Annotated in this window: 20 protein-coding genes; 9 read left to right on the forward strand and 11 right to left on the reverse strand. The window is 74.5% G+C overall.

The annotated features are described in order from the left end of the window. Positions 1–5: 5 nt before the first annotated feature. From thrS to ABD143_RS12935, 5 genes are all read right to left on the reverse strand, one after another. Positions 6–2,081 carry a threonine--tRNA ligase gene (gene thrS / locus ABD143_RS12915; RefSeq protein ID WP_343976255.1) on the reverse strand — a complete coding sequence of 692 codons (2,076 nt, stop codon included), beginning with the start codon at positions 2,079–2,081 and terminating at the stop codon, positions 6–8. Between the two features lie 61 nt (positions 2,082–2,142). Next, complete coding sequence (locus ABD143_RS12920) at positions 2,143–3,087, reverse strand: hypothetical protein (RefSeq protein ID WP_343976257.1); 945 nt, start codon at positions 3,085–3,087, stop codon at positions 2,143–2,145. 27 nt (positions 3,088–3,114) lie between these two features. Further along, entirely contained in the window at positions 3,115–3,552 is a 438-nt protein-coding gene (locus ABD143_RS12925; RefSeq protein WP_343976259.1) for a hypothetical protein, read from the reverse strand. A 148-nt stretch (positions 3,553–3,700) separates the two neighbouring features. Beyond that, positions 3,701–4,354, reverse strand: a complete 654-nt coding sequence (locus tag ABD143_RS12930; protein WP_343976262.1) for a hypothetical protein — start codon at positions 4,352–4,354, stop codon at positions 3,701–3,703. A 150-nt stretch (positions 4,355–4,504) separates the two neighbouring features. Continuing rightward, positions 4,505–5,689 carry a hypothetical protein gene (locus ABD143_RS12935; protein WP_343976265.1) on the reverse strand — a complete coding sequence of 395 codons (1,185 nt, stop codon included), beginning with the start codon at positions 5,687–5,689 and terminating at the stop codon, positions 4,505–4,507. Between the two features lie 127 nt (positions 5,690–5,816). Here ABD143_RS12935 and ABD143_RS12940 point away from each other — a divergent pair, with 127 nt between their 5' ends. From ABD143_RS12940 to ABD143_RS12965, 6 genes are all read left to right on the forward strand, one after another. Beyond that, complete coding sequence (locus tag ABD143_RS12940; RefSeq protein WP_343976268.1) at positions 5,817–6,803, forward strand: LLM class flavin-dependent oxidoreductase; 987 nt, start codon at positions 5,817–5,819, stop codon at positions 6,801–6,803. 16 nt (positions 6,804–6,819) lie between these two features. Beyond that, positions 6,820–7,878, forward strand: coding sequence for a threonine aldolase family protein (locus ABD143_RS12945; protein ID WP_343976271.1), 1,059 nt, complete (start codon positions 6,820–6,822; stop codon positions 7,876–7,878). Between the two features lie 205 nt (positions 7,879–8,083). Further along, positions 8,084–10,495, forward strand: coding sequence for a transglycosylase domain-containing protein (locus ABD143_RS12950; protein ID WP_343976274.1), 2,412 nt, complete (start codon positions 8,084–8,086; stop codon positions 10,493–10,495). A 61-nt stretch (positions 10,496–10,556) separates the two neighbouring features. Continuing rightward, positions 10,557–10,796 carry a hypothetical protein gene (locus ABD143_RS12955; RefSeq protein WP_343976277.1) on the forward strand — a complete coding sequence of 80 codons (240 nt, stop codon included), beginning with the start codon at positions 10,557–10,559 and terminating at the stop codon, positions 10,794–10,796. A gap of 83 nt (positions 10,797–10,879) precedes the next feature. Beyond that, positions 10,880–12,034, forward strand: a complete 1,155-nt coding sequence (locus ABD143_RS12960) for a DUF3500 domain-containing protein (RefSeq protein WP_343976280.1) — start codon at positions 10,880–10,882, stop codon at positions 12,032–12,034. A 172-nt stretch (positions 12,035–12,206) separates the two neighbouring features. Further along, positions 12,207–12,947, forward strand: a complete 741-nt coding sequence (locus ABD143_RS12965) for a MerR family transcriptional regulator (RefSeq protein WP_343976283.1) — start codon at positions 12,207–12,209, stop codon at positions 12,945–12,947. On the opposite strand, the gene ABD143_RS12970 is transcribed toward ABD143_RS12965, so the two are convergent. Together ABD143_RS12970 and ABD143_RS12975 are read right to left on the reverse strand one after the other, a co-directional pair. Next, entirely contained in the window at positions 12,940–13,617 is a 678-nt protein-coding gene (locus ABD143_RS12970; RefSeq protein ID WP_343976286.1) for a nucleoside/nucleotide kinase family protein, read from the reverse strand. The two genes, ABD143_RS12965 and ABD143_RS12970, sit on opposite strands and share 8 nt — an antisense overlap. Beyond that, positions 13,614–16,034, reverse strand: coding sequence for a SpoIIE family protein phosphatase (locus ABD143_RS12975; protein ID WP_343976289.1), 2,421 nt, complete (start codon positions 16,032–16,034; stop codon positions 13,614–13,616). Before ABD143_RS12975 ends, ABD143_RS12970 begins: the two co-directional genes overlap by 4 nt. Before the next feature lie 47 nt (positions 16,035–16,081). Here ABD143_RS12975 and ABD143_RS12980 point away from each other — a divergent pair, with 47 nt between their 5' ends. Continuing rightward, positions 16,082–16,879: a helix-turn-helix domain-containing protein gene (locus ABD143_RS12980; RefSeq protein WP_343976292.1), complete on the forward strand. Its 798-nt coding sequence runs from the start codon at positions 16,082–16,084 to the stop codon at positions 16,877–16,879. 37 nt (positions 16,880–16,916) lie between these two features. Here the strand turns inward: ABD143_RS12980 and ABD143_RS12985 are convergent, their stop codons facing one another. After that, entirely contained in the window at positions 16,917–17,765 is an 849-nt protein-coding gene (locus ABD143_RS12985) for a metalloregulator ArsR/SmtB family transcription factor (RefSeq protein WP_343976295.1), read from the reverse strand. A 138-nt stretch (positions 17,766–17,903) separates the two neighbouring features. Here ABD143_RS12985 and ABD143_RS12990 point away from each other — a divergent pair, with 138 nt between their 5' ends. Then, positions 17,904–19,118, forward strand: coding sequence for an LCP family protein (locus ABD143_RS12990; RefSeq protein WP_343976296.1), 1,215 nt, complete (start codon positions 17,904–17,906; stop codon positions 19,116–19,118). Positions 19,119–19,129: 11 nt separating this feature from the next. Here the strand turns inward: ABD143_RS12990 and ABD143_RS12995 are convergent, their stop codons facing one another. Together ABD143_RS12995 and ABD143_RS13000 are read right to left on the reverse strand one after the other, a co-directional pair. Then, positions 19,130–19,672, reverse strand: a complete 543-nt coding sequence (locus ABD143_RS12995) for an FKBP-type peptidyl-prolyl cis-trans isomerase (RefSeq protein ID WP_343976297.1) — start codon at positions 19,670–19,672, stop codon at positions 19,130–19,132. Between the two features lie 55 nt (positions 19,673–19,727). Next, positions 19,728–20,645, reverse strand: a complete 918-nt coding sequence (locus tag ABD143_RS13000) for a hypothetical protein (RefSeq protein ID WP_343976299.1) — start codon at positions 20,643–20,645, stop codon at positions 19,728–19,730. Positions 20,646–20,680: 35 nt separating this feature from the next. On the opposite strand from ABD143_RS13000, the gene ABD143_RS13005 reads away from it, so the two are divergent. After that, positions 20,681–22,756, forward strand: a complete 2,076-nt coding sequence (locus tag ABD143_RS13005) for a S9 family peptidase (protein WP_343976301.1) — start codon at positions 20,681–20,683, stop codon at positions 22,754–22,756. A 15-nt stretch (positions 22,757–22,771) separates the two neighbouring features. Here the strand turns inward: ABD143_RS13005 and ABD143_RS13010 are convergent, their stop codons facing one another. Further along, on the reverse strand, positions 22,772–24,277 hold the full coding sequence (locus ABD143_RS13010) for an MFS transporter (RefSeq protein ID WP_343976305.1): 1,506 nt from the start codon (positions 24,275–24,277) through the stop codon (positions 22,772–22,774). Between the last annotated feature and the right edge of the window lie 7 nt (positions 24,278–24,284).

The raw sequence follows: 24,284 nt of genomic DNA on the forward strand, positions 1-24,284 counted from the left end.
CCGGGTTACGGTGCAGCCGCGAAGACCGCAGCCGTGGGCGAGTTGTTGTTGCGGCTCGCGATCCAGTCCGCGACGGTCGCCACGGCGTCCGCCACCGGCAGCCCGTTGAGCTGCGTGCCGTCGCGGAACCGGAAGCTCACCGCGCCCGCCTCGACGTCGCGGGCGCCCACGAGCATCAGGAACGGCACCTTCTGCATGGTGTGGGTGCGGATCTTCTTCTGCATCCGGTCGTCGCCCGCGTCGACCTCGACCCGGATGCCGCGCGCCCGCAGCTGCGCCGCCACGTCCTCGACGTAGCCGACCTGCTCGTCGGTGACGGGGATCGCGACGACCTGGACCGGCGCGAGCCACGCCGGGAACGCGCCCGCGTAGTGCTCGGTGAGCACGCCGAAGAAGCGCTCGATCGACCCGAACAGCGCCCGGTGGATCATGACGGGCTGCTGGCGCAACCCGTCCGCCGCCGTGTACTCCAGGCCGAAGAGCCCTGGCTCCATGAGGTCGACCTGGATCGTCGACATCTGCCAGGTGCGCCCGATCGCGTCCTTGACCTGCACGCTGATCTTCGGCGCGTAGAACGCCGCGCCGCCCGGGTCGAGCACGAGCTCCAGCCCGCTGGCCTCGGCCGCCTCGCGGAGCGCCTCGGTGGCCCGCTCCCAGTCCTCGTCGGACCCGATCGACTTCTCCGGGTCGCGGGTGGACAGCTCCAGGTAGAAGTCGTCGAGGCCGTAGTCGCGCAGCAGGTCGAGTACGAACTGGAGCAGCGAGCGGATCTCGCCCTGCATCTGCTCCTGGCTGCAGTAGATGTGGGCGTCGTCCTGGGTGAAGCCGCGCGCCCTGGTCAGGCCGTGGACCACACCCGACTTCTCGTACCGGTACACGCTGCCGAACTCGAACAGCCGCAGCGGCAGCTCGCGGTAGCTGCGCCCGCGCGACCGGTAGATCAGGTTGTGCATCGGGCAGTTCATCGGCTTGAGGTAGTAGTCCTGCCCGGGCTTGCGCACCGACCCGTCGGGGTTGCGCTCCTCGTCGAGGTGCATGGGCGGGTACATGCCGTCGGCGTACCAGGCGAGGTGCCCGGAGGTCTGGAACAGCTGCGCCTTGGTGATGTGCGGGGTGTTGACGAACTCGTACCCGGCCTCCTCGTGGCGCCGGCGCGAGTAGTCCTCCATCTCCTTGCGGATCACGCCGCCCTTGGGGTGGAAGACCGGGAGCCCCGAGCCGATCTCGTCGGGGAACGAGAAGAGGTCCAGCTCCGCGCCGAGGCGGCGGTGGTCGCGCCGCTCGGCCTCCGCGACCCGGTCCAGGTGGGCGTCGAGCGCCTCCTGGCTCTCCCACGCGGTGCCGTAGATGCGCTGCAGCTGCGGGTTCTTCTCACTGCCCCGCCAGTAGGCGGCGGCCGAGCGGGTGAGGGTGAACGCCGGGATGTAGCGGGTGGTGGGCACGTGCGGGCCGCGGCACAGGTCCGACCAGACGGTCTCGCCGGTGTGGGCGTGGATGTTGTCGTACGCGGTGAGCTCGCCGGAGGCGTCGACCTCCATGACCTCGGAGTCGGCTGCCGCGCTGTCGTCGGCCGCGCTGCCGCCCTTGAGGTCGATCAGCTCCAGCTTGTACGGCTCGTCGGCCAACTCCTTGCGGGCGTCGTCCAGGGAGTCGTAGCGCCGGCGGGAGAACCTCTGCCCCGCCTTGATGATCTTGCGCATCTCGGACTCGAGCTTGCGCAGGTCATCCGGGTTGAACGGGGTGTCGACGTCGAAGTCGTAGTAGAAGCCGTCGGTGATGTACGGGCCGATGCCCAGCTTCGCCTCGGGCCGCACCTTCTGGACGGCCTGGGCGAGCACGTGCGCGGCCGAGTGCCGGATGACATTGCGCCCGTCCTCGGTGTCGGCGCCGACCGCCTCGACCTCGACGTCGGACTCGGGCGCCCAGGCGAGGTCACGCAGCCGGCCGCCCGCGTCGCGCACGACGACCACTGCGCTCGGACCGTTGGTCGGGAGGCCCGCCTCGCGCACCGCGGCGCCGGCCGTCGTCCCGGCCGGCACCCGGACGGGAGCGGACGCGGTACGGGGTGCTGGCGCGGACACGAGATGCCTCCAGGAGGGTAGGTGCGGGATCCGCCGGATCACCGCGGGTACCCACCCGATGTTAGTGCCGGGGCTCGACGTGATTTCGGGCAGCGCCCCCGGCTGCTCTGTCCACCGGCCGCGGGACCGCGGCCCCGGTTGCCCCTGTGGCTTCTGCCGCCCGCCCGGGCGGGAGCGCGGACGGCGGAGCAGGCGGCCGAGGGGCGGCTCCGCCCGGCGCGCGGGCAGGCACCGGCGGCGGGCGGTCGGGCAGGGCGGCGCCGAACACTGCGGCCGCAGCCTGCTCACCCTGCCGGCGCCGGGCCGCCGACGGCGACGTGAACAGGGTGATCGCGGCGTCGCTCTGCCCCGCCCCGCCGGGTGCGGGGGTCGGCTCCGGCCGGCGGGCTGCCGGGACACGCACCGGAAGCGGCTCCCGCGGACCCGGTGACGGCACGACCGTCGGCGACCAGCGCTCCGGCGCCACGGGCAGGGACATCGGGGGCGGGGACATCGAGGGCGGGGACATCGGGGGCGGGGGCATCCCGGCCGTCGACGGCAGGGCGCGAGGCTGCTGCTGCGGCGGAAGCGGCCACCCTCCGGGGACGGGCCTGCGGGTCGTGGTCGGCCCGGCGGTGATCGCGGCCGCCGAGACCTGCCGCAGCCGCTTCCGCGCGCGTTCCACGGCGCGCCGCGGCCCGTCCACCACGACCGACAGGGCCAGCCGGTCGCCGTGCGGGTCCGGCACGACGCGGGCCACGTGGTGCCTGCTGCCGCCCGCGCCGACCACGATCTCGCACTCGGGGCCGGCGAGCAGCGCGAGCACGACCCGGACCAGCTCCGCGTGGCCCGCGCCGAGCATCTCGAGGTCGCCCCCTGCGCCGTCGCCCGCGCAGGCGTCGAGCACCATCCCGCTGTCGACGTCGACCAGCGTCGCCGCCCGCACCCGCGGGTCGCGCAGGAGCGGGCCGAGAACGGTCGCGAGCCCGTCAGCACGCACGTTGACGGCGTGGCGGTGGCGCCCCATCCCGGTCGGTCCCTTCGTGCTCCGGCCTCAGCGCCCGGTGTTGGCCGGGAAGAACGCCTGGCCGTCCTGCGGGCGGACGTTCGGGCCAGGGGCGCTCATGTAGAACTGCTGCTCGATGACCCGCAGGTCCCGCCGCGCCATGGCCAGGTTGGCCTGCGCCCGGTTGAGGACGAGGTAGAAGAACAGCCGCTCGTCGACGTTGCCGCGGATGATCCGGATCAGGTGGTACTGGGTGTCGAGCGTGATCAGGATGTCCTCGATCGACTCGCGCAGGCCCAGCTTCTGCATGACCTCGAGCTTCGTGCGGACCACGTCGCTGTTGCCCGGCGCGGCGACATCGAGGTCGAACTCCGGGCTGCCGCCGCGGGAGCCGAGGGTCATCCCGCTGTCGTAGTCCACGATGGCGACGGCGAACGCGCCCTTGATGTTCGCCGCCATGTCCAGCGAGTGGTCGATGTTAGCCATTCTCAACGCCTCCAGCGCAGTTCGCACGGACACTCGGGGGGATGCGTCCGCCGGCCGTTCGATCGGCGGCCCGAGGATAACCCGCGGGAGCACCCCTGCAATACCACGGGGCCGATGCCCCGGGAATCCGTCTGAATTCATCGACTTGCTATGCCAACTTGCGCAGGCCCGCGAGGAGACGGCGCATCGTGCCGACGTCGTTCGCCCACTGCCGGCCCGCTGCCGGGGCGGCCGCCGCGGGCAGGGGCGGTGGCGGGAGCGCGGCGGGAGCGCGCCGCGGGAGCGCCGCGATCGGCTCGGCAGGCCGCGGACGCGGCACTGGCGGCGCGGGGACGACGGCCGCCGCTCGGGCAGGCGAAGGGCCGAACAGGGTGCCAGCGACCCGCTCCGCCGCAGGTGAGGCGGCTTGCACCGGTACCGGTATCGGTAGCCGCGACGCGCCGCTCGGCTGTTCGTCGAGCCGAGCCGCGGCGAGTTCGCGCCGCGCCACGGCGAGGTTGCCGCGGGCACGGTCGAGGCAGAGATAGACGAGCAGCCGCTCCCCGGATGCCGACTCGATCTGACGCACCAGGTGGTACGCCCGCCGCGAGGTGATCATCAGGTCCTCGAGATCGTCGGCCGCCGCCGACGTGAGGTAGCGGGCAGCGTCCGCACCCCACCCCAGAACTGCGCCGCTGGCCCCTGAGCCGGTTTCCGCGCCCATTTCCTCGAGCACCCGGCCGGTCGCCGGATCCGCGACACAAGAATAGTGCGAACCGGGCAGGCGAAGCAGTTCCCGGAGCGCCTCGCGGAGCCCGACCAAGCCCATTCCTCTCGCTCGCGTGAATCATGCCACGGCGCTCCGGCGCAACGATTTCTCACCCTTTGAGGCGTGTCCTATCGGACGAATGCCGGGCGAGTTGTGGGCTTTTCGGACGAGTCTGCGGCCGTCAGCCGCGGCGGGCCGAGCCGCTCACGCGAGCTGGCGCAGCCCGTCGAGCAGCCGCCGCATGGTGCCGATGTCCGAGGCGAACGACTGCTGGAGCACCGCGGGGCGCGATGCGGCCACGGCCGCTGGGGCGGCGGGCACCGGAATCGGCGCGCGGCGGCGGCGGGGCAGCGTCGGGAGCAGCGACAACGGCAGCGGCCCGGTGGCGAGGGAGTCGAGCGGGGCGCCCGCATCGGCAGTCCCCGTATCGGGAGGCCCCGCGTCGAACAGCGAGACCACCCGCTTCGCCGTTGGCGCCTCGGCCACCGGCGCGGGTTCCGGCTCTGCTTCCGCAGCGGGGTCCGGCACGGGCGGGAGCGCGAGCACCGCCAGCGCACCGGTGCGCGCCACCCGCTGCTTGCCGGTGAGCGTGACGAGCGCGGGCTGCCGCTCCCCCGCCTCGGACGGCCGCTGGACCGGGACGGGCGGCACGGCCGGCTGCGAGACAGGCTGCGGCGGCGCAGTCGGCGCGGGGGACCCCGCCGCTGGGGACACCGGCGGTGAATCCGGCGGCTCCTGCTGTGGCGACACGGCCGGCTGCGACACAGTTGACCGCGACGCCGCCGGCTGCTGCGACCCCGAAGGCTGCTGCACCGACGGCTCCGAAACCCGCGGCCGGGGCACGGGCTTGAAGGGCACCGGGGGGAGCGACACCGGCGGCAGGGATACCGGGGGCAGGGACACCGGGGGCACCGGGCGCTGCACCGGCGACGGCGATACCCGCTGGAGCGGGACCGCCACCAGCGGGGCCGGCGCGGGAGCGGGCTCGGTCAGCGCCGCTCGGACCGCCTGCACGATCGACCGCGAGGCGAGCGCCCGCCGCGCTGCACCGACGTCCCCGCTGTCGCGGTCCATGCGCACGTGCAGCACCACACCCGGCTGCTGGTCGCACCCCCGCAAGACGTGCACGGTGCGCCCGGTGGACACGACGAGGTCGTCGAGGTCCTCCCCGCGGGCCGCCGTGAGCACCCCGGCAGCCTGAGCGAGCTGCACGAGCGCCGCCACGTCGTCCCCCGCGGCGAGCCCGACCTCGGCCAGCACCACGGCCCGTCTGCCGTCCACCGCACGGGCGGCGTGCGCGCCGGCGGTGCGCAGCACACCGGTCAGCTGGGCGTCCAGCGGGGCGACCTCGTACGGAACGGGATCGCGGGGAGCGGGCCGTTCGGGCATGCTGCAGGTTCTCGCGACGGCACGGAGCAGCGACACTGCACCCACCCGGCGCTGCGGCGCTCGGCCGTTCAGCGGCGCTGACCGGTCCGGGAAGATCCTCGAAGCCGGCTCGGTTGCACGAGGCGTGGTGCCACTCTCCGTGCTCGACCTCGTCCCCATCGGCTCCGGCCAGACTGCCACCGAATCGCTCCGGCAGAGCACCGCGCTGGTACGGCGGGCCGAGGAGCTGGGCTTCCGCCGCTACTGGGTGGCCGAGCACCACGGGATGCCCGGCGTCGGCAGCTCCTCCCCCGCCGTGCTGATCGCGCACCTGGCCGCGGCGACGTCCACGATCCGTGTCGGGTCGGGCGGTGTGATGCTGCCCAACCACCAGCCGCTGATCGTCGCCGAGCAGTTCGGCACGCTCGACGCCCTGCATCCCGGCCGCATCGACCTGGGCATCGGCCGCGCGCCCGGCACCGACCAGCGCACCGCCAGGGCGCTGCGACGGGGCACGGCGTCGCTCGGTGCCGACGACTTTCCCGAGCAGCTCACGGAGCTCTCGGCGTACTTCCGCGGCGAGGGGCCGGTGCTCGCCGTGCCCGCGAAGGGCCAGCGGCCTGCGCTGTGGCTGCTCGGGTCGAGCGGGTACAGCGCGCAGGTCGCGGGCCTGCTCGGGTTGCCGTTCGCGTTCGCGCACCACTTCAGCAGCGAGAACACGCTCCCTGCCCTCGCGCTCTACCGCGAGACGTTCCGGCCGTCGCCGGTGCTCGACAAGCCCTACTCCATGATCGCCGCGTCCGTGCTCGCCGCCGACACCGACGAGGAGGCCGGCCGCCTCGCCCTCCCGAACGCGCTGCAGTTCCTGCGCCTGCGCCAGGGCAATCCCGGGCTCGTGCCCACCCCGGACGAGGCAGCGGCGTACCCGTACACGGACGAGGAGCGGTTCTTCGTCGAGGACCGGCTGGGGTCCCAGATCATCGGCTCGCCCGGCACGGTGCGCGACGGCGTGCAGGAACTGGTCGACCGCACCGGCGTGGACGAGCTGATGGTCGTCACGAGCGCGCACGACGGGGCCGACCGGCTGCGCTCCTACGAGCTGCTCGCGAAGGCGGTGGCTCCGGCCACCGTCTGACTGATGTGATGGCCGGATGACCGGCCACCGATCACTTGTGCTCCACCGGGGCGCCGCCCGTTCGCCCCGGGCCGCGCTGCAGCGCATGCTCGAACTCGTCCACCACGACACGCGGCCGGAGGACCCGGTCGCCGAGCTGGAGCGCCGGATCGCGGAGCTGCTCGGCACGCAGTCCGCGCTCTTCTTCCCCAGCGGCACGATGGCCCAGCAGGCCGTCCTGCGGACTTACGCCGAGCGGAGCGGGCGCAGGGCGTTCGCCGCCCACCCGTACACGCACCTGGACAACTGGGAGGCGCAGGGCTACAGCGCTGTCCACGGACTGCGGTTCCAGCGCGCAGGCGACCGCAACGCGCTGCTCTCGGCCGCCGCGCTCGACGCCGTGCACGAGCCGGTCGCGGCGGTCGTGTGGGAGCTGCCGCAGCGCGACCTCGGCGGACTGCTGCCCACGTGGGACGACCTCGTGGCCCAGGTGGCCGGGGCGAAGGCGCGCGGCGCCGCCGCCCATCTCGACGGCGCCCGGCTCTGGGAGGCCCAGCCCTTCTACAGGCGCCCGCACGCCGAGATCGCGGGCCTGTTCGACTCGGTCTACGTGTCGCTGTACAAGGGCCTGCTGGGCGTCCGCGGCGCGGTGCTGGCGGCCGACACCGCCACGATCGAAGAGGTCGGCGTCTGGCGGCAGCGGCTCGGCGGCCGCATCCCGGACGCGTGGCCTCTCGCGCTCGCTGGGCTCGACGGCCTCGACCGGTGGCTCCCGCGGATGGCCGAGTTCCGCGACCACGCGGTGGCGATCGCGGCGGCCGTGAACGCGGCGACCGCGGCGAGCACGGTCCCGGACCCGCCGCTCACCCCGCTCTTCCACGTCCACCTCCCCGCACCGCCCGCCGCCGTCGAGCGGGCGGGCGAGGAGCTGCTCGCCGATCGCGACGTCCGGTTGTTCGGCTATCTGCGCACGTCTCCCGACCCCGCCCGGTGCAGCTTCGAGATCACGGTGGGTGACGAGGCAACGGGCTTCTCACCTGCGGAAGTGGCCGAGCTGATCGACGAACTGCTGGCTCGCGCGGCCAAGCACGTGTGAATCGTGGCTGGTATACGGCCAGATGAAGGACCGCCGGCCACCGAGAGTGCTCCGCTTCCCTGGCCCCGCCAGCCCGGCGCGCCGATGCTCCCGCCCCATCGGGTGATTGGCCTGCCCGGCCCACACCGCCGTCCAGGAGGTCCCGTTGGACCGCGTGTCCGCCCGCAAGCGGGCGCGACGACGGAGCCGGCGAGGAGGTGGACGGGTGCCCGGACCTCTCCCTTCCCGGACGGGCCGCCCCAGCGGTCCCGGCGATCGGCACCCCGCGCTCCCGGTCCAGAGGTCCCGCCGCCACGCCCACCAGACGACGAACGCCGTCGGGTGGTGGCAGCCGCCGAAGGGTCGCCCGCCCGCGTCCGAGGACTCCGCGCGCCACCGCGTCGCGGAGATCACGGACGTCCTACCCGCTGTGCTCGCGCCCGCCCGGCAACGGCCGGTCGGGCGACGCGCGGTGCGGCGCCGGTCCCAGCACGGGCGCCCGGTCTCCGCTGACGAGCAGCGCGCGCGACGGCTGCGGCTGCTCCGCAGGACCCTGCTCGGGACGGCCGCCGCCGTCGTGCTCGGCCCGGTGCTCGCGTTCGCCGTCGGGTATGTGGTCTTCGCCGTGCCCAGCCCGGACGACGCGGTGAACAACCAGGTGGCGGTGGTGTCGTTCGGCGACGGCACCCACCTGACCCGGCTGGTGCCCGAGGAGGGCAACCGCACCAAGGTGGCGATCGAGCAGGTCCCGCCGCACGTCCGGCACGCGGTGCTGGCGGCGGAGGACCGGTCCTTCTACTCCAACCCCGGTTTCGACCTCACCGGCATCCTGCGCGCGGCGTGGAACCAGGTGCGCGGAAGTGTGGGCGGCGGCTCCACGATCACCCAGCAGTTCGTCAAGAAGGCGCTGGTCGGCGACGAGCAGACGCTGTGGCGCAAGTACAAGGAGGTCATCCTCGCGGTCAAGATCTCCCAGGCGCGCAGCAAGGACCAGATCCTCGCCGACTACCTCAACACGATCTACTTCGGCCGCGGCGCCTACGGCATCCAGTCCGCGGCGCACGCCTACTTCGGCAAGAACGTCGGCGACCTCACCCCGTCGGAGGCGGCGCTTCTCGCCGGGCTCATCCAGTCGCCGTCGCGGTGGGACCCGGCGGTGAACCCGGACCGGGCCGCCGAGCGCTGGAGGTTCGTGCTCGACGGCATGGCCGCGCAGGGCTGGCTCGACCCCACCGTCGGCGCCGGCGCCGAGTTCCCCCGCACCGCCCCGCGTAAGGCGCTGGCCGGGGGCGTGCCGGGCGACAGCCGGGGCCACATCGTCTCGGCCGTGACCGCCGAGCTGGAGTCGCTGGGGATCACCGGCGAGGACCTCGCCCACGAGGGCCTGCGAATCACCACCACCGTCGACCCGGAGCGCCAGGAGCAGGCCGTCGCCGCCGCTCACGTGGCGCTCGACGGCCAGCCGGTGAACCTGCGCAGTGCGATGGTCGCGATCGACCCGGCGACGGGCGGCGTGCTCGCCTACTACGGCGGCGACAACGGCCTCGGCCTCGACTACGCCCGCGTCCGGCGGCTCGCCGGGTCGACGTTCAAGCCGTTCGTGGTGCTCGCCGCGCTCCAGCACGACCCGCCGGTCGGGCTCGGCGAGGTCTACGACGGCGAGGAGCTGCCCGGCCTGCGCAACGCCGAGGGCGCCGACTGCGACGAGTGCGACCTCAAGCAGGCGATGACCGTCTCGAACAACGTCGTGTTCCACACGCTGGCCAGGCAGGTCGGGCCGGCCGCCGTCGCGGCGGCGGCCCAGGCGGCGGGGATCACCGCCCCGCTCGACGACCCCAACGAGGGCATCGCGCTCGGCAACAAGGAGGTCTCGGTCCTCGACCTGGCGTCGGCGTACGCCACGATCGCCGCGGGCGGCGTCTGGCACCAGCCCCACCTCGTCCGGTCCGTCGTCACCGCCGACGACCGCGTGCTCTACGAGGCCGCCACCGAGGGCGAGCGCCGGTTCCCCGAGCGGGTCGCCCGCAACGTCGCCGAGGCGATGCTCGACGTCGCCGAACACGACGGGCTCGCGCTCCCCGGCGGGCGGCCGGTCGCCGCGAAGACCGGCACGGTCCAGTCGCGGTTCGAGGGCCAGAACAACGACGCGTGGATGGCCGGCTTCACCCCGTCGGTCACCTCGGCGGTCTGGATGGGCACGGACATGAACTCGCCGATCCGCACCGCGCGCGGCACCCCGATCCAGGGCAGCAGCCTCCCAGGGGACGTCTGGCAGGAGTTCATGGCGGATGCGCTTGCGGACGAGCCGGTGGAGCAGTTCGCGCCGTTCCGCGCGATCGGCGAGCCACCCGCGAACCGGGAGCCCAGCTCCAAGCCAACCCCCACGCCAACCCCCGCGCCGACCGCAGCGCCGATTGCGACTACCCCTCCGGTGCCCGGGCCGCGGCCCGACGCCGGGCCGCCAGGCATGCCGAACCCGGGCGTGCCGAGGGGCCGCACACCCGGCGCGAACGAGACCGCGCTGCCGGGCGACCCACGCGCCTCCGCTCCCGGCGAGGAGGTCGGCAACGAGCCGCGGGTGTTACAGGCGCCCGAACCCACGCCCCAACTGGACTGTTCGATTACGCCCTGCGGTTGACGAGGCCCCTGACCCGCGAACGGCTGGTGTGTCGAACGACACAACGGTCTACCGTGGGAGCGTGCCTGCGCGCGGTGGCAATCGCATGTTCGAGGTGGTCGCCTGGCCATCCGAGCGGCACCTCGTGCTGTACGTGCCCGAGATCGAGGCGGCCACCACCGCGCGCGCCATGCCCGACGCCGACGCCGCCGCTCGCTCGCTGATCGCCGACCTCACCGGCATCGACGCCGCCGCAATCCGCTGCGAGATCCGGTTCGGCCGGGCGCGCGGCGGGTGGAGCGGCCCCGCTCCCCTGGCCTGATCCCCTGGGCCTGATCCCCCTGGGCCTGATCCCCCTGGGCCTGATCCGTTCCCGGGCCGGTGTCCGGGTCGTAGGGTCGATGGATGGTGCAGACGGTGAGGGACGCGCCCCGCGAGGTGGCGGACCGGATGGCCGAGGCCGCCACGGCGTGGCTCGGGACGCTCGACGACGGGCAGCGTGTCGTGGGAAGCGGGCCCGGACCGGCCGGTGCGGACGCAGCCGACGCCGAACGCCGGCGCTGGTTCTACACACCCACCGACCACGGCGGCCTGACACTCCACCAGCAGCGCCCCGCGCAGCAGCGGCTCGCGATGGCACTGGTGGCGGCGGGGCTGTCGGAGCCCGCGTACGTCACCGTGGCGACCGTGATGGGCCTGGAGAACGTGCTCGACCGCACCGAGGGGTTCACCGCCTCGTTCGGGCGCGAGCGCGGCCGCGACCCCGGCCTCTACTACCTGCGCGTCTTCGGGGTACCCGGGAGCGCGGAGCCGTGGGGCTGGCGGTTCGGCGGCCACCACGTCTCCCTCAACAACCTCGTCGTCGACGGCCGCGTCGCCGCCACCACCCCGTGTTTCCTCGGCGCCGACCCGGCGTCCTCGCCGCTGCTGGGCGGGCAGGTACTGCGGCCTCTCGCGGCCCCCGAGGACCTGGCGAGGGAGCTCGTGGGCTCGCTGCCGCCTGCGCTGGCCGAACGCGCTCTGCTGCTACCCCGGGCGCCGTCGGACATCGTCGGGGGCAACCGCACCCGGGTCGCCGAGGGCGACCGGGTCATTCCGCTCAGCGGGGTCTGGCGGGGCCGGTTCGCCGACCCGGCCGAGCAGGCCGACCTGGAGCGGCGCAGCGACGAGATCGACGCCGCCAGCGGGCTCGACGGCGCCGACCACCGGGCCGTCGCGCTCACCGGCTCGCCCAAGGGTGTGCCGGCCGCGGAGCTGTCCGCCGGGCAGCGGGAAATACTGCTGGCCCTGCTGGGCACCTACCTCGGCCGGGTCCCGCACGGCATCTCGCCGCTCCCCCGCTACGACGACGCGGCCGCGCTCGACGCGGTGCACTTCGCGTGGGCGGGTTCAACGGCACCGGGTGAGCCGCACTACTACCGGCTGCAGGGCCCGCACCTGCTCGCCGAGTGGGACAACACCCAGCGCCAGGTGAACCACGCCCATTCCGTCTGGCGCGACCCGGAGGCCGACTTCGGGCTCGACGTGCTCGCAGCGCACCGGGCCGCGCACCACAGCTGACGCGCCCGGTCGGCGCGAGTAGCACACCCTTTCAGCGACGCGCGGGAAGACTCGGCCCCACCCCGCGAGTCGCTGGATTCGGGTGCGCGAGTCGCTCCATCCGGGGGCGCGCACGGGCGCCCCGCGGAATGATCTGGCGGTTGACGCGGCGTCAACTCCTACCGTCATCGGCATGCGCTGGTCCACCGCCGAGGTCGCCCGGATGTCCCGGGTCAGCTCACGCACGTTGAGGCACTACGACCACGTGGGGCTGCTCCGGCCGGCCCGCACCGGGCACGGCGGGCTGCGGTACTACGAACGGCCGCAACTGCTGCGCCTGCAGCACATCCTCGTGCTGCGCGAGCTCGGGCTCGGCCTGGACGACATCGAGGCGGTGCTCGACGGCGAGACCGACGAGGTGGCGGCCCTTCGCCGGCACCACGTCCGGCTGATCGCCGAGGCCGACCGCCTGCGCACGCTGGCCGCAACAGTGGCCCGCACGATCGCCGAGAGGGAGGACGGTCCCGAGATGGGCGCCGAAGCACTGTTCGAGGGTTTCCGCAACGACCCCTACGCGGCCGAGGCGCGCGAGCGCTACGGCGACACGGCCGTGGAGGCCCAGCGGCGCGCCGCGTCATGGGATGACGACACGGCCCGCGGAATCAAGGACGAGGGCGAGGCCGTCAACCGCGACGCCGCCGCCCTGATGCGGGCGGGCGTCCCGGTCGACGAGCCCCGCGTGCAGGACGTGGTGGGCCGCCACCACGCATGGGTCTCGCATTTCTGGACGCCCGGCCGGGACGCCTACATCGGGCTGGGGCAGCTCTACGTCGACGACGAGCGCTTCACCGCGAACGTCGACGCCGCCGCCCCCGGTCTCGCCGCGTACCTGCGCGACGCGATCGCCGTATACGCGAACGCCCGGCTCAGCTGACGGCGCCGTCCGTAGGGGCGGCTGGAAGACCGGCCAGCAGCGCGGCCGGGACGAGGAGGTCGGCCCGGCCGCGTGTCGCCTCGACGAGCGTGGCGTTCTGCTCGTCGACGGCGGCGACCCACGCGGCCGCGTGGTCGGGCTCCTTGCCGAACGCCACGTGCCGCGCGGTGAGCTGGGTGAGCCGGGCATCGGGGTCCGGGTCGCAGAACCAGACCTCGTCCAGCAGCGGCCGGACCTCCGCCCAGCGCCCCTGGTCCAGCAGCAGGTAGTTGCCCTCGGTCAGCACGAGCCGGGCCGCCGGCGGCACCGGGATCGCCCCGGCGATCGGCTGCTCCAGGTCGCGCTCGAACATCGGGGCGTAGACCACGTCCTCGGCCGGGTCGGCGCGCAGCCTGCGTAGCAGTGCCACGTAACCGCCGGCGTCGAACGTGTCGGGCGCACCCTTGGCGGCGAGCCGCCCGAGCCGGGTGAGGGCCACGTCGGCGAGGTGGAACCCGTCCATCGGGACGTGCGCGACGGCCCCCGCAGGCAGGATCGCCGAGAGCCGCGCCAGCAGGGCCGACGTCAGCGTCGACTTCCCGGCGCCGGGGCTCCCGGTGATCCCGAGCAGGGCCCGGCGCGGGCCGGCGGCGAGCGCGGCGGCCCGGGCGACCAGGTCGTCCAGGGTCACTCGGCGGCCCCCGCCGATCGGGGGATGCGCAGCGCCAGGACGGCGATGTCGTCGCCGGTGTCGGCGGTGGAGCCGCGGAGGAGGTGGTCGCAGAACTCCGGGAGGGGCAGGTCGGCGCCGCGGCGCACGAGGTCGAGCAGCCGTGCGCCCGCCGCGTCGTCGGGGTCGTGGCGGCTCTCGAACAGCCCGTCGGTGTAGAGCACGAGCGTGCACCCGGGGCTCAGCTCTACCTCGTGGTCGTGGCGGGTCGACGAGGGGTCGACGCCCAGCACCACGTCCACGTCGCCGGCGAGCTGCCGGGGCGCCTGCCCGTCCCCAGGGACGAGTATCGGCGCAGGGTGCCCCGCGCTCGACCACCGGAAGAGGGTGCGCTCGCCACGGGAGAGCCGCCCGTAGAGCAGCGTCGTGAAGTTCGTGACGCCGAGCCCGCAGGCCACCCGGTCGAGGCGGGCGAGCACCTCCGACGGCGAGCCGTCGCTGTCGTGCGCGAGCCCACGCAGCATGCTGCGCAGCTGCCCCATCGTGACGGCAGCCATCAGGTCGTGCCCCTCGACGTCGCCGACGCCGACCGCGAGGTCGCCGCCGGGCAGGGCGAAGGCGTCGTACCAGTCACCGCCGACCTGCAGCTCCGCCGCGGCCGGGAGATACCGCGCCTCGATCTCCACACCGGGAGGGCTCGGCGGGGTCGAGAGCATGGCGCTCTGCAGCGCCACCGACACCTCGCGGCTCTGCTGGAACGCCACCGCATTCTCCACGGCCGCTGACGCGCGCGTGCCCAGCTCGGCCACCAGGGCCAGGTCGTCCTGCGTGTACGGGGCCCGGTCGCCGCGGCCGATGAACAGAAGGGCGGCCACCACGGAGCCCTTCGCCACCACCGGCGCCACCAGCATCGAGTGCACGCCGATCGCCAGGCCCCACTTCTGCTGCGAGTCGGGCGCGCGCCACATCGGGGTGGGCTCCGACGGGACCTCGACGAGCACGGGCGCCCCGGTGCGGGCGCAGCGGGCGATCGGGTGGTCGGCGGGGAAGGTGAACCGCTCGTCCGTCGACGGCGACGGCGGGAGCCCTTGCGCGGCCCGCGTGATCGACCGCCGTCCGGTCACGTCGCCCGGCCCGTGGCGCAGCGGGGCGGGGTCGAGCAGGTACACCCGGCACAGGTCGGCGAACTTCGGCACGACCGCGTCGGCGAGCGCCGCGAGCTCACCCTCCGGCTCGAGCGCCGCGTTCATCGCGAGCGTCACCTGGGCGAGCACGTCGAGCCGGTCGCCTGCGCGCCGTGCGTCGTCGATGTCGGTCTCCGTGCCCACCCACTCGACGACCCGCCCGCCCGAGTGCACGGGCACCGCCCGGGTGCGGAACCAGCGGTAGCTGCCCGAGGCCGTGCGCAGCCGGTACTCCCGGACGAACACCTCGGCAGGGTCCGCGGTGGCCGCGGCCCGCCACGCCGTCTTCAGGGCCTGCCGGTGCGCCGGGTGCACGGCGTCGAGGAAGCCCCAGTCCTGCTGCTCGGCCGCGCTCTGGCCGGTGATCGCCCGCAGCCCCGGCGCGTCCCGGCGTGCGCTGCCGTCGGCCTCCCGTGTCCACACCGCGGCGCTCGTGGCCTCCACCAGCGACTGGTACCGGTTGAGGGCGTGCTCCCGCTCCGCAGCCACGGCGGCGAGCTCCTGGCGGGTCCGCTCCGCCGCCGTGACGTCGACGAGCACCACGCCGACCCCGATGATCGTCTCGTCCGTCCCGCGGACCGGGTAGTAGTAGAGCCGCCACTCCTGGAACGGCCCGCGCCCGTGCCAGAGCCTGCCGCGCAGGGGCACGTCCAGCCGCGGCGTCCCGTCGGCGAGCACCGCGGCGAGGGTCTCGGCGATCGCCGCGCCGACCGGCCCGTGCACCTCCTCGACCGTGCGGCCGATGCGCTCGTCGGCCGAGCCGCCGTCCATGGCGAGGACCGCGCTGTTCACACGCCGATACCGCAGATCCCTGTCGACGTAGCAGAGCCCGACGGGCGCCGTCTCCCACAGCGCATCCAGCAGCGCGAACGCCTCGTCCTCGGCGCTGGTGTCGGCCACGTCGCGCAGCACGCCGACGATGGTCGCGCCGGGTCCGGGCGCGGCCCGGAAGTAGAGGCCGCGCCCGTGCTCGGGACCGAGGGGCAGCCGGCCGTTGAACGGGCGCCCGGCCCGCAGCTCGTCGACGATCCGCGCGGCGGTGTGCCGGTCCAGCGTGGATCCCGCCACGGTGCTGCCGAGCACCTCGGAGCGCTGCCAGCCCGTCAGCCGCTCGGCGGCCGCGTTCCAGACCAGCACCCGGCCGTCCCCGTCGAGCACGACGACGGCGACCGGCAACGCCTCGATGAGCTCCGGGACGAGCGCGGAGACGGTCCCGGGGACGGCCCCACGCGCGAGGTCGTCAGGCGGTTCCACGCGGTGCAGCGTAGGTGCGCGGCAGCCCCGGCTGCCATGCTGGTCGCGTGGACGGGCTGCGTGCCGAGTACGTCCCGGGGCGGCCGCACCCCGCGCTCGCCCGTTACGTGCTGCGTTACGTCGGCTACCGGGAGCACAGCGCGGTGCCGGTACGGCGGCGGCAGGCGCCGGTGGGCTCCTGCACGCTCATCCTCGGGCTCGGGCCCTCGCTGCGGCTGTTCGGGCCGGCCGGGCCGTCAGTCCCGGTCTCGTTCCTCGCCGGGATGCACGACGCGCCCGTGATCACCGAGTTCACCGGCGCGCAGCACGGCGTGCAGGTCGACCTCAGCCCGCTCGGGGTCTTTGCGCTCCTCGGCCGCCCCATGCGGGACCTGACGAACGCCGTGCCCACACTCGACGAGCTGGAGGAGCCCGCCCTGGCCCGGCTCGCCGCCCGGCTCACCGACGACCCCGGCTGGTCGCAGCGGTTCGCCCGGCTCGACGCAGTGCTGCTGCGGCGGCTCGACGAGTCCCGGGTCCGCCCGGACCCGGAGATCACCCACGCGTGGCACCGCCTCCGCGCCACGTCGGGCGCGGTCGGGGTGCGGCAGCTCGCGGACGAGACGGGGTGGAGCAGGCGCCACCTGCTCACGAGGTTCCAGCACCAGGTCGGCCTTGCACCGAAGCAGGCGGCACGGGTGCTGCGGTTCGAGCGGGCGGCGGAGCTGCTGGTGTCGCCTGCGGGCGAAGGCGCGATCACGGACGTGGCGGCCGCGTGCGGATACGCCGACCACGCGCATCTGGCGCGGGAGTTCCGGGCCCTGGCCGGATGCACACCGACGCAGTACCGCGCGGAGCAGAGCTGACCCGGTCAGCGGTCAACGCAGGACCATCGCGCCCAAGTCATTGGAGCGCCCTAGAGCCCGGCTCCACCGACTCGGCCCGCCCGGCGAGCCGCGTGAGGGTGCCGGGCCACCCACGCGTGAAGCCGGCCGCGACGTCGTCGTCGATGGGGCCGAGCACCCGATGCTCCACCGTCACGAGCGTGGTCGCCGCCGTGGCGCCCGGTTCGAGCAGCATCCGCCATTGCCCCGCAACCGGCCCGGGGATGTCCATCGTTCCGTCCACCCGCAGCTCCCGGCCCGGGTGCAGCCCGGTGACCACACCCCAGAGCGCACCACGGCCGCCGTCGTCGAGAGCCTCGCCGAAGGTGGTGCCCAGCCGGCCGCCGACGTACGGCTCGAACACCAGCCGGGCGCCTTCGGGCCAGCACGGGGGCCACCAGTCCGCCAGGTCGAGCAGCGCCGCCCAGGTCCGCCCCGGGTCGGCCTCCACGGTGTGCTCGGCGCGGACATCCAGCCCGTACCCAGTCGTGATCCCAGTCGTGATCCCAGTCGTCATCCCAGTCGTCATCCCAGTCGTCATATCGCTCTCCGCTCGTTCGGCGAGCCGCATCGCGACCTCCGCCGCCGGGGCGGCAGCGGGCCGTACCCAGCGCTCGTAGGTCTGCCGCAGCGGAACCGGGTTGAGGTGGTTGAGCCGCTCGCGCCCGCGCCGCTCGACGGTGACCAGACCGGCGTCCACGAGCACGGCCAGGTGCTTCATCACTGCGAACCGGGTGGTCGGGAAGTCCTCGGCGAGTGCGCCGGTGGTGCGCGGACCCGCCCGCAGCGCGTCGAGGATCGCTCGCCTGGTGGGGTCGGCGAGGGCGCGCCACACCGGTTCGGCGTCGGGCACCACCCGCGGGCTCATATGTGACTTACTAGTCACCATTTGTCCAGGAGTCAAGGCTCCTGGCTACAGTGGACGCCGGGCCGCAGAGGCGGTCGAGGGAGTCCGGACGGTCGCAGCGGGGCGCGGTCCCGGCGGTGAGTACCGGAGCGTGATGACGTGAGGCGGAGCGTGCGCACGGCCGTTCGCAGCATGACGGCGCTGGCCTCGGCGGCGGTGCTGGCCGGCGCCGGCCAGGTGTGGTCGCTGCAGCAGCAGCTCGACTCGCAGATGGTCACCAGCCGCGCCGCGATTCCCATGCCCCGCCCGATCCCGGTGGGCACCGAGTTCACCGCGCTGCTCGTCGGCCTCGACGCCCGGACCGACGCGGGCGGCAATCCGCTCCCGCCCGCGCTCCTCGACGCCCTGCACGCCGGCCCCGACGAGGGCCAGCTGCAGACCGACACGATCATCCTGCTGCACGTCCCGGCCACGGCGGGGGAGCCGGCCGTCGCCATCTCGATCCCGCGCGACTCGTTCGTGCCGATCGCGGGCGACCGCGGCACTCACAAGATCAACAGTGCCTACGGGTACGGCGTGCGGGGCGCCGAGGAGGAGCTGCGCGGCCAGGGCGTCACCGGTACCGAGCTGGATCGCCGAGCCCGTGAGGCCGGCCGGCGCACCCTGGTCTCCACCGTCGAGGAGCTGACCGGCGCGGTCATCGACCACTACGCCGAGATCAACATGGCCGGCTTCGTCGAGCTGACCGAAGCCCTCGGCGGCGTGCCCGTCTGCCTCAACCGGCCCGTGCGCGACTCCTACTCCGGAGTCGACCTGCCCGCGGGGCCGCAGGTCGTCAGCGGCGCCGGGGCGCTCGCGTTCGTCCGCCAGCGCCACGGCCTCGCCGACGGAGACCTCGATCGCATCGGCCGCCAGCAGGCCTTCGCCGCCGGGCTGGCACAGCGCGTGATGGCGGCGGGCACCCTTGCCGACCCGGCCGCGATGCGCCGGCTCGTCGGCGTCGTCACCCGACACGTCGTCATCGACGCCGGGTGGAACCTCCACCAGGCCCTGAGCCAGGTCCGCCAGCTCTCCGGCGGCGACCTGCACTTTCACACCATTCCCACCGGCCGACCCGATCTTCGCACTCCGGTGGACGGGATCGCGGTCGAGATCGACGAGGACGCCGTGCGCGAGTTCGTGCACGGGACGCTCACCGGGTCGCCGGCGAGCGCCACACCCACCGGCAGCCCGCGCACCACGGCCGTGCAAAAGGCGGACGGGCCGGGAGCCACGGCGTCGGTCGAGCCCGCGCGGACACCGCCCACCACGGTTGTCGCGCCGACGACGAGCCCGGCGGTGATCACCGCCGACGGCGTGCCCTGCGTGGACTGAGGTCGGGCGACCTACTGGATGCCGACCAGGTCCACCACGAAGACGAGTGTTGAGCCGCCCGGGATCGGGCCGCGCGTCTGGGCCCCGTAGCCGAGGTCCGGCGGGATCACGATCACGCGCCGGCCGCCGACCTGCATGCCCTCGATGCCCTGCGCGAAGCCGGGCACCACGCCGTTGAGCGGGAAGGTGGCGGGCGCACCGCGGGACCACGAGCTGTCGAACAGCGTGCCGTCGGAGTAGAGCGTGCCGGAGTACTGGACGTCGACGGTGTCCGCTGCCGCAGCCGCGGGGCCGGTGCCGACCACGATGTCCTGCGTCACGAGCCCGGCGGGCGGCTGCCCGGAGCCGGCTTCCGCCTGGCTGGGCTGCGTCAGGTCGGTCGGGTTTCCGGTGAGTGGCGGCACGCCCGCGACCGGCGCCGGGGCGGCCGCGGGCGCGGGGGCGGACGACCCGGCAGCGGGAGGCGCGGGCGGCGCGCCGGAGCCCGTGCCGGAGCCGCAGCCCGCTGCGGTGGCGAGCACGACGGCAGCGGCCGCGACGATGGAGCGCTTCATGGCGCCCAGTCGACCACGGGCCGTCACCAGCCGGGCCGACGGGGGCCGGAAGCCCTCACTCGGGGAGACCTGGCAGGTCCCCGATCTCCAGCGCCTGGAGCAGGAACGTCTGCGGGCCGCCGGGGGCGGTGCGGGCCACCATCCGGACGGTAGGGACGTCCCCGCCCAGCTCCTCGACCTGCGGGTCCGAGAGGTACTGCGAGTACGGCTGCCCGGTGCTGGCCGAGCGACCCGACCACATCGCCTCACTGATCCCGACCGCCGTGGCCCCGTCCCCCGCCACGCACAGGACGTTCAGCGGCGGTGCGTCCGGGGCTGCCGGGTCGCGCCGCAGCCCAACTCCCCGAAGCGGCTCCTGCGGCGTCACGCCGCTGGACACCACCGCGATCAGCGCGTCGCCGAGGCAGCGCGCCATCGCCGCCACCGACGCGTCCTCGGCCAGCCTCGGGCCGGGGCCGTCCACGGCATCCACGGGAGCATCCGGCCCGCCGACGGCGACGTCGGCGCCGAGCGGGCGGAGCGTCCCGGCCACGAGGCTGAGCGGCTGCTCCGCCGAGAGCCCCAAGCGCAGCACGTCGTCGCCGGTCCAGCCGGCGGCGGTCGCCGCGGCCCGCACGCCTGCCTCGTCCTGGCCCCCGGCCACGAGGGTCACCTGCTGCGGTGGGTTCCCGGCCGCGAGCACCGCGTCGGCGCGGCCCAGGTCGATGTCGAGCACGTCGGCGAGCGCTCCGCGGTAGGTGTCCAGCGCTCCACCGGTCCCGCCGACCAGCCCGGCCCACGGCCCACCCCCGGCGGCCGCGGCGGTGAGGCCGCGGGAGTCGATGAACTCGATTCGCCCGCCGAACGGGCCGTCGACGCGGGCGAGGGCCCGTTCGAACGGCGTGCCCTCCGGCGCGGCCGCCGGGGCGCATCCCCCGATGACGGCCAGCGCGAACAGCACCGCGACCCCTGACGACGCCCGTACCCTGCGCACGGCGGCAGACGCTAGCGCAGGCAGACTGGTCGACCGTGACGGACAGCTTCCCGCGCAGGCAGGCCAGGACCCGGCGGTTCACCCTCGGCGCCCCGCGCGGTGTCACGATCTCCCCCGAGGGAGAGCGTGTGGTGTTCCTGCGGAGCCGCGGCGGCACCGACCCGGTGACGTGCTTGTGGACGCTCGACCTCGCGAGCGGCGAGGAGCGGCTGGTGGCCGACCCGCATGAGCTGGACGGGAGCGCGGACGCCGAGGATCTCCCGCCGGAGGAGCGGGCGCGCCGGGAGCGCAGCCGGGAGCAGGCCGGCGGTGTCGTCGCGTACGCGACGGACCGGCCGGTCACGATGGCGGCGTTCACGCTGTCCGGGCAGCTCTACGTCACCGACTTCGCCGCGGGTCTCACCCCGCGGCTGGTGGAGACGCCCGGCGGCGTGATCGACCCGCGGCCCGACCCGCGTGGCCGCCGGGTCGCGTACGTGAGCGGCGGCGCGCTGCATGTCCACGACATCACCGCGCGCACCACCACCACGATCGCCGAGCCGGACGCCCCGCACGTCACCTACGGGCTCGCCGACTTCGTCGCGGCCGAGGAGATGGGCCGGATGCGCGGGTACTGGTGGGCCCCGGACGGGGAGTCGCTGCTCGTGGCGCGGGTGGACGACGGCCCGGTGCGGCGCTGGCACATCGCCGACCCCGCCAACCCGGACCGCACGCCCGCCGTCGTCGCCTACCCCGCCGCGGGCACACCCAACGCCCGGGTGACGCTGGAGATCCTCGCGCTCGACGGCACGAGCACGCCCGTCCGGTGGGACGCCGCCCGCGACGAGTACGTCGCCGAGGCCGTCTGGAACGAGCGCGGGCTGATGGTCGTCGTGCAGCCGCGGGACCAGAAGGCCCTGCGGACGCTGCGCGTGGACGTGGCCACGGGAGCGACGACCCTGGTCACCGAGCAGACCGACCCGGTGTGGGTGGACATCGTCCCCGGCGTGCCCACCCACACGGCCGCCGGTGCGCTGGTCACCACCGTGGACGCCGACGGCGCGCGCAGGCTTGTCGTGGACGGCGAGCCGGTCACACCGCCGTCGCTGCAGGTCCGCGACGTGGCCGATGTCGAAGGGGACGTCGTGCTGTTCCGCGCGAGCACCGACCCGACCTCGATCGGGCTCTGGACGTGGGGCCCGGACGGGCTCAGCGAGGTCACCCCCGAGCCCGGCGTACACGGCGGGCGGCTCGCGGGCGGCACGCTGGTCGTCACCCGGCAGGACCTCGACACCGACGGCACCACCACCACCGTCCGCCGTGGCGGCTCCGAGCGCACGATCCCCTCGTTCGCCGACCTGCCCGGCCTGACGCCGCGGGTCACGCTGCTCACCGCAGGCAAGCGCGAGCTGAGCACGGCCGTGCTGTTCCCATCCGGCCACGAGCCGGGCACGAAGCTGCCCGTGCTCCTGGACCCCTACGGTGGCCCGCACGCCCAGCGGGTGCTCGCCGCCAGGGCGGCGCACCTCACCAGCCAGTGGTTCGCCGACCAGGGGTTCGCCGTCGTCGTCGTCGACGGGCGGGGCACGCCGGGCCGCGGGCCGGAGTTCGAGCGGGCCGTCCACGGCGACCTCGCGGGGCCGGTACTGGAGGACCAGGTCGACGCGCTGCACGCGGTCGCCGAGCAGTACCCGGACCTCGACCTGTCCCGGGTCGGCATCCGCGGCTGGTCCTTCGGCGGCTACCTGGCCGCGCTTGCGGTGCTGCGCCGCCCGGACGTCTTCCACGCGGCCGTCGCCGGTGCGCCGGTGACGGACTGGGCGCTCTACGACACCCACTACACCGAGCGCTACCTCGGCCGCCCCGACGAGGACCCGGACGCGTACGCCCGCTCGTCGCTGATCCCGGACGCGGCGACGCTCACCCGCCCGCTGCTGCTCGTACACGGGCTCGCCGACGACAACGTCGTGGCCGCGCACACGCTGCGCCTGAGCTCGGCGCTGCTCGCGGCCGGGCGCCCGCACAACGTGCTGCCACTGTCGGGGGTCACACACATGACGCCGCAGGAGGTCGTGGCGGAGAACCTGCTCCTGCTGCAGGTGCAGTTCCTCAAGGACGCTCTGAGAGCCTGACCTGCTGACCCGCGCTCAGACGTGCGCCGCATGGTCGTGGCTGTGCAACTCCTGGTCCGTGCAGCGGCGCTTGGCCGCCTTCCGCTGCGCCGCCCGGCGCTCATGGCGCAGGTCCAGCACCGCGATCACCAGGGCCGCCGACACCGAGAGGAGCGCGACGCCCAGCGCCACCGCCGCGGCCACCGGGAACTCACCGCCCGTGGCGTCGAGCACCAGGTAGAAGACGCCGGGGAGAGCCGCCGTGCCGATCGCCGCGCCGATCCGCTGCCCGGTCTGCAGCGCGCCCCCGGCCGAGCCGGCCATGCGCACCGGTACCTCGCGCAGCGTCAGCGTGATGTTCGGGGCGATCACCAGTCCGCCACCGACGCCTGCCAGCAGCAGCGGCGGCGCCATCGCCCAGACCAGCGATCCGGGCGGGGCGAGCAGCACGACGGCGGTCGTCACGGAAAGGCCGATGATCACCGCGACCAGGCCGGTCACCGTCAGGCGGCGTCCGAAACGCTCGACCAGCCTTCCGCCGACCACCGCCGACACCGCTGAGCCCAGCGCGAACGCCGTGACCGACAGCCCCGACTGCAGAGGCGAGTAGCCCAACCCGTTCTGCAGGAACAGCGCGAACACCAGCCAGACCCCGGAGAAGCCGAGGAAGTAGACGGCGCCGAGGGCCAGGCCCGTCGCGTAGCCGGGGGTGCTGGTGACGAGCCGCGGGTCGACCAGCGGCTCACCGCCGCGTGCGACGACCCGCCGCTCCCAGAACACGAACGCCGTCACGAGTGCGGCGCCAACGAGGAACAGCCACCACAGCCGGGCGAGCCCGCCCGACTCGGCCTGCGCGAGCGGCAGCAGTACGCAGAACACACCACCGCCGAGCAGGACGGCCCCCAGGACGTCGATGCGCCCGCGCCGCCCACCACCCCCGCCACGGGGCAGCAGCCGGGCGGCGAGGACGAGGGCGACCACGCCGATCGGGACGTTCACGTAGAAGATCCACCGCCAGCCGTCCGGGCCGCCCGCGAGCGCCAGGATCAGGCCTCCGACGACAGGCCCGACGGCCGTCGAAATGCCGACGGTGGCGCCGAAGAGCCCGAACGCCCGCCCACGTTCCGCGCCGCTGAACATCTGCTGGATGAGCCCCGAGTTCTGCGGGGCGAGCATGCCGGCTGCGAGGCCCTGGGCGAGCCGCGCCACGATCAGCATCTCCACCGTGGGCGCCGCCCCGGCCAGCGCGCTGCACAGCACGAAGGCGGCGAGCCCGATCAGGAACATCCGGCGGCGGCCGTACGCGTCGCCGAGCCGCCCGGCCGGGACGAGGGCGAGGCCGAAGGTCAGCGCGTAGCCCGACACGACCCACTGCACCGCCGCCGGGCCCGCGCCGAGGCTCTGCTGGATCGACGGCAGCGCGACCGACACGATGCTGACGTCGAGCAGGCTCATGAACCCCGCGACGAGGGTCACCGACAGCGCGCGCCAGCGGTTCGGGTCCGGCGTCTCGGTCGCTCCGGGAGGCGCCAGAGGCTTCACGACGCCT

The organism is Pseudonocardia aurantiaca, from assembly GCF_039526725.1.
GTDB classification, from domain to species: Bacteria; Actinomycetota; Actinomycetes; order Mycobacteriales; family Pseudonocardiaceae; genus Pseudonocardia; species Pseudonocardia aurantiaca.